We start from the raw sequence: 6,621 nt of genomic DNA on the forward strand, positions 1-6,621 counted from the left end.
CGGCGGCCGGGATGGTGGTGGACGAGCGGGCGGTGCGGGAGTCGGCGGCGGTGGTGTTGCCGGGGTTCATGGTGCCGTCGGTGGTGGTGGTGTTGCCGGAGTTGCCGGTGACGGTGAACGGCAAACTCGATCGGAAGGCGTTGCCGACCCCCGAATTCGGCAGCATGACCGAAGGTTTCGTGGCCCCTCGGACCCCGATCGAAGAGATCGTGGCCGCCGTCTGCGCCGACCTGCTCGGACTCGACAGGGTAGGCGCACACGACAACTTCTTCGACCTCGGCGGGAACTCGCTGATCGCCACCCGGTTGGTGGCCCGGATCAATGCGGTCGTCGGAGACCGGATCGGACTACGCGACGTGTTCGACGCCCCCACCGTCGCGGGTCTGGCGCTGCTGGCCGAGTCGCAGGAAGGGCTCGAGGCCCGCCCCCCGCTGAAACCGAGGGAAGGCACCGCGGAAGTCCCCGTGTCGCCGGCCCAGCAGCGGATGTGGTTCATCAACCAGTTCGACACGTCCTCCTCCGCCTACAACGTCGCCTTCGCACTGAGGCTCGACGGCCGGCTCGACGTGCCCGCGCTCCAGGCGGCGGTCGCCGACGTCATAGAACGGCACGAGGCCGTGCGCACCCTCTTCCCCCTCTCCGACGACGGCCCCCGCCAAGTGATTCTGCCCGCGGCGAGTGCGGTGCCCGACCTCGAACCGGTCGCTGTGCCCGGTGAAGCCGCACTCCGCGAACAATCGCTGACATTGCTGTCCGCAGGATTCGACGTCACCACGCAGGTGCCGCTGCGCGCGCGACTGTTCCGGCTCGACGACAACGTACACGTGCTCGCGGTAGTGGTCCATCACATCGCGGCCGACGGCTTCTCGATGGCACCGCTGGCCCGGGATGTCATGGCCGCGTATGCGTCCCGGGCGAACGGGTCCGCCCCGGACTGGGCACCCCTGGACGTGCAGTACGCCGACTACGCGCTGTGGCAGCGGGAGTGGCTGGGATCGGAATCCGATGAACAGTCGCCCATTGCGCGGCAGCTCGCCTACTGGACCACGACGCTGTCGGACCTGCCCGAACTGCTGGAGTTGCCCACCGACCGTCCCCGGCCCGCAGTCCGGTCACTTCGCGGCGGTCACGTCGAGTTCCTGATCGACCCGGACATTCACGCCGGCATCGTGAGGCTGGCGCGGGAACACACCACCACGGTGTTCATGACGTTGCATGCCGCGCTGGCGGTCGTGCTGGCACGCGTGAGCGGCGCGGACGACATTGCCGTCGGGACTCCGGTCGCCGGTCGCGGTGAACGTGAACTCGACGACGTGGTCGGCATGTTCGTCAACACCCTCGTCCTGCGCACCCACGTCGACGGCGGCGACACCTTCGCCGAGTTCCTCGGTCGTGTCCGGGAAACCGATCTGGGTGCCTTCACGCACGCGGAGGTCCCGTTCGAACGGGTGGTGGAGGTCCTGAGCCCGTCCCGGGTCACGGCGTACGCGCCGCTGTTCCAGGTGATGCTCGAGTTCCAGGACATCGAACGCCCCACGCTGGAACTGCCGGACCTGCAGGTCCGGAACATCGACTTCGAGATCGATTCCGCCAACTTCGATCTGCAATGGACCCTGGCCGAGCAGTTCGACGAACACGGCAACCCGGCAGGCATCGCCGCGGGTCTCGGCTACGCGACGGACCTCTTCGACGAGGACACGGCGATCGGCTTCGCGGAACGACTCGTGCGCATCCTCGAGGAGGTCACCGCCGACCCCGGCGCCCGGGTCGGCGACATCGACATCCTCGGATCCCTGGAGCGGGCCCTGCTCGTCCCGGTGCCGGGTGGCGCGGCCGTCGCGCCGCGGACGCTGCCGGACCTGATGGCCGACGCGGTCGCGCACGATCCGGAGGCCACGGCGCTGGTCTTCGCCGGAAGTGACGTCCGCTACGCAGACCTCGACAGGAGTTCGAACCGGTTGGCCCGCATGCTGATCGAGCGCGGTGTCGGACCCGAGTCGGTGGTCGCGCTGTGTGTGCCGCGGTCCGTCGAATCCGTGCTGGCCGTCTGGGCGGTCGCGAAGTCGGGTGCGGCCTTCCTCCCCGTGGACCCGAATCACCCACCGGCGCGGATCGAATACATGCTCACCGACTCCGGCGCCGTGTGCGGGCTCACCGGATCCGCGCAGCGAGGCGCACTGCCCGACGTCGTGCCGTGGCTGGTGCTGGACGACCCCGGCATCGAGGACGAACTGTCGCGCCATCCGTCGTCGGCGATCGGCGACGACGAACGGATCGCGCCCATCCGGCCCGACAATCCGGCGTACCTCATCTACACGTCGGGGTCGACCGGCACCCCGAAGGGCGTGGTCACCACCCACCGCGGTCTCGCCGCCTTCTCGGCCCAGGAGCGGGAGACGTTCGGCACGACACCCGAATCCCGGACCCTGCACTTCGCATCACCGAGTTTCGATGCGTCCGTCCTCGAACTGCTGCTGGCGGTCGGTGCGGCAGCGACGATGGTGATCGCACCACCGTCGGTCTACGGCGGCGCCGAACTGGCGCGGGTGCTGGAAACCGAGCGCGTCACGCACTGCTTCGTCACTCCGGCGGCGCTCTCGTCGGTCGACCCCGCCGGACTCACCGCCCTCGAGTGCGTCGTCACCGGCGGTGAGGCGTGTCCGCCCGAACTGGTCGCCCGGTGGGCGCCGGGCAGGCGCATGTTCAACGCGTACGGGCCGACCGAGGCGACGGTCGTGTCGAGTATCAGCGACCAACTGGTGCCGGGCGAACCGGTCACCATCGGCACACCCACCCGCGGGTTCGCCGAGACCGTGCTCGACTCACGACTGCACCCGGTACCGGCCGGCGTCGCCGGAGAGTTGTACCTCGCAGGTCCGGCCCTTGCACGCGGCTACCGCCGGCGGCACCCGCTCACCGCCGAACGCTTCGTCGCCGATCCGTTCGGTCCACCGGGCAGCCGGATGTATCGCACCGGGGACCGGGCGCGCTGGCTCCCCGACGGGCAGTTGGAGTACCTCGGGCGCACCGACTCCCAGGTGAAGATCCGGGGCTTCCGGATCGAACTCGGCGAGGTGGAGTCGGCGCTGCTCACCCACGACTCCGTGGCCCACGCGGCGGCGAGCGTGTGGCACGCCGACGGCGTCGGCGACCGGCTGATCGGGTACGTGGTGCCCGAACCCGGTGCAACGATCGATTCGCGGGCACTCCTCGACTTCGCCGCCGGCCGGCTGGCGTCGTACCTGGTTCCGGCCGCGCTCGTGGTACTCGACTCGCTTCCCTTGACCGTTCACGGAAAGCTCGACCGCACAGCCCTTCCGGCACCCGACTTCACCGGTTCCGGAAGCCGGCCGCCGCAGACCGAGATCGAGGAACTTCTCGCCGGACTGTTCGAGGACGTGCTCGGACTGGATTCGGTCGGCGCGGACGATTCGTTCTTCTCCCTCGGCGGCGACAGCATCCTGTCCATCCAGTTGGTGGCCCGCGCACGAGCTGCCGGTGTGATCCTCTCTCCCCGAGACGTATTCGACCACCGAACCGTCGCCGGACTCGCCGCGGCCGCGCGATTCGACCACGACGGCACCGTCGCTCTCGGCGAGTTGCCGGGCGGTGGCGTCGGCCCCCTGCCGCTGACACCTGTCGCGCGCTGGATGTTCGAGCGCAGCGGCGGACGGCTCGACAGGTTCTCACAGGCGCTGCTGCTGGCCGCCCCCGCCGGTCTCACTCACGAGGTGCTCGTCGGCGCCGTCGAGGCGGTACTGGACCGGCACGACATGCTCCGGGCGCGGGTGTCCGCGGACGGTATGGACGTGCTGCCTGCGGGTTCGATACCGGGGGACGTCCGCCGGGTGCCGGTCGAAACGGTGCAGGGAGAAGGCTTCACCGCACTCGCCGGCGCCGAACTCGATGCTGCGGCCGACCACCTGGACCCGGCCGCCGCCCGCATGGTGCGCGTGGTCTGGTTCGACGTCCCGGACGACGTCGGGCGACTGCTCGTGGTGGTGCACCACCTCGTGGTCGACGGTGTCTCCTGGCGGATTCTCGTGGCGGACCTCGCGTCGGCGGCGGGCCGACTCCAGGCCGGACTCACACCCGCGCTGCCGGAAGTCGGAACGTCGATGCGGCGATGGTCGCACGGCCTGTCCGAGGCCGTGCGGACCCGGACGGGCGAACTCGCGTCGTGGGAGAAGATCCTCGACGGCCCCGATCCGCTGATCGGTTCGCGCCCGCTGGATCCGGTGATCGACGTCGACGCGACCGTCGGCACCGTCACGGTCGACGTGCCGACGGCGGTGACCGACGCCCTGCTCACCACGCTGCCGGGTGCATTCCACGGGACGGTGGGCGACGGTTTGCTCACCGCGGTCACGCTGGCACTGGTCGCCTGGCGGCGGGAACGCGGCGCCGCTGTGCCGGACGCGCTGCTCACCCTCGAAGGCCACGGCCGCGAGGAGCAGATCGTCCCGGGCGCGGACCTGTCCCGCACCGTCGGATGGTTCACCACCGTGTATCCGGCGCGGTTGGATCTCACCGGACTCGATGTCGACGACGCCCTGGCAGGCGGCGCCGCGGCAGGGCAAGCGGTCAAGGCCGTCAAGGAGCAATTGCTCGCGATCCCGGATCACGGCATCGGTTTCGGACTGCTGCGTTACCTGGACGACGAGACGTCGGAGGCACTCCGCCGATTCCGCTCTCCGCAAGTCAGTTTCAACTATCTCGGCCGGGTGACCCTCACCGGCGGAGGCGACGACTGGCTGCCGGTGGAGAGCACACTCGGCGGCACCAGGAACCCCGACATGCCAGTCGCCTCCGTGATCGACATCAACGCCTTCGTCTCCGACACTCCCGAGGGCCCCCGGCTACGGGCGTCGTTCGCGTTCCCGACCGGCGTCCTCCCCGATTCGGAGGTCGCGGCGTTCGCGGACCTGTGGCGCCGTGCCCTGCAGGGACTCGCCGCGCACACGGCACGACCGGATGCGGGCGGTCTGACACCGTCCGACCTTCCGTTGGTGCCGGCGAACCAGCAGCAGATCGACCGCTGGGAGCAGCGGTTCCCGGCGCTGCAGGACGTGTGGTCGCTGTCGCCGCTGCAGTCGGGGTTGCTGTTCCATGCCTCGCTGGCCGCGGAGTCGATGGACGTCTACACGGCCCAACTGCGGATCGACTTCGAAGGCGAGGTCGACACGGTTCGCCTGCGCGCGGCCGCCGCCGGACTGCTGGCCCGCCACGCGAATCTGCGGACCGCGTTCGTGTACGACGACGGGGTACCCGCGCAGGTTGTTCTCGACGCGGTGGAGGTGCCGTGGCGGGAGGTCGATCTCACCATCGCCGGGACCGAGACGGAACTCGTGCGGCTTCTCGACGAGGACCGCAGTGCTCGCTTCGATCTCGCCCGGCCGCCGCTGCTCCGGCTGACGCTGTTCCACACCGCACCAGGCAGATTCGTCCTCTCGATCACGAACCACCACATCATTCTCGACGGCTGGTCGATGCCGCTGCTCGTGCGGGAACTACTCGTCCGTTACGCATCGAGCGGCGACCCGGCCGGACTCCCGGAGCCGCCCTCGTACCGCACGTACCTGGAATGGGTCGCGAACCGGGCCACGGAACGGTCGGCCCAGGCCTGGGAACGAGCACTCGACGGTGTCGAGGAGCCGACGCTGGTGGCGCCGCACGCGTCCGCGGCGCTCTACGGTGTGCCCCACGAACTCGACGTCGACCTGCCGGCCGGGATTCTCGACGGACTCGCCACCACAGCCGCAGGCGTCGGTGTCACCATGAATACGGTGATCCAGGCAGCGTGGGGGGTGCTGTTGTCCCGGTTGGTCTCCCGCGACGACGTGATCTTCGGCGCCACCGTGTCCGGTCGTCCGCCGCAACTGTCCGGTGTCGAGAACATGCTGGGACTGTTCATCAACACGGTGCCGGTGCGCGTGCGACTGGACCCGGACGAGACCGTCGCGGGACTGCTCGCCCGCCTGCAGGACGAGCAGACGGCCCTCCTCGACCACCATCACCTCGGCCTCGGCGACATCCAGTCGCGGGTGGGCCTGGGCAATCTGTTCGACACGCTGTCGGTGTTCGAGTCGTACCCGATCGACACGTCCGGACTGGACGAGAGCACCGACATCGGCGGCGTGCGGGTGACCGGTCTCGATGCTCGCGACGCCACGCACTACCCGGTCACGCTGCTGACGATCGTCGAACCGCGACTGCGGCTGAGCCTGCGCTACCAGCCGGGAATCCTCGACCGGGCCGCCGTCACCACGCTCGCCGGCCGCCTGGTCCGGATCCTGGGGGCGTTCGCGCGGGGTGCGGATTCTGTGGTGGGGGATGTGGAGGTTTTGGGGGCGGGTGAGCGGGGGTTGGTGGTCGGGTCGTGGAGTGCGACGTCGCACGCGGTGCCGAGTTCGACGTTGGTGGAGTTGTTCGAGGCGCAGGTGGTGCGGTCTCCGGATGCTCCGGCGGTGGTGTTCGCGGGTGTGGTGTTGTCGTATGGGGAGTTTGCGGCGCGGGTGCATCGGTTGGCGCGGTGGTTGATCGCGGTGGGGGTGGGGCCGGAGTCGTCGGTGGGTGTGGCGGTGCGGCGGTCGGTGGACATGGTGGTGGGGATGTATGCGG

1 protein-coding gene is annotated in these 6,621 nt (G+C 69.7%); it reads left to right on the forward strand.

Going from position 1 to position 6,621, the window contains the following annotated elements:
- Nucleotides 1-14 precede the first annotated feature (14 nt).
- Nucleotides 15-6,621 (forward strand): amino acid adenylation domain-containing protein (locus tag MLGJGCBP_RS14820; protein ID WP_442972102.1); only part of this gene is annotated, 6,607 nt, incomplete at its 3' end.

The sequence above is a fragment of the Rhodococcus sp. T7 genome, assembly GCF_009872365.1.
Taxonomy (GTDB): Bacteria; Actinomycetota; Actinomycetes; order Mycobacteriales; family Mycobacteriaceae; genus Rhodococcus_F.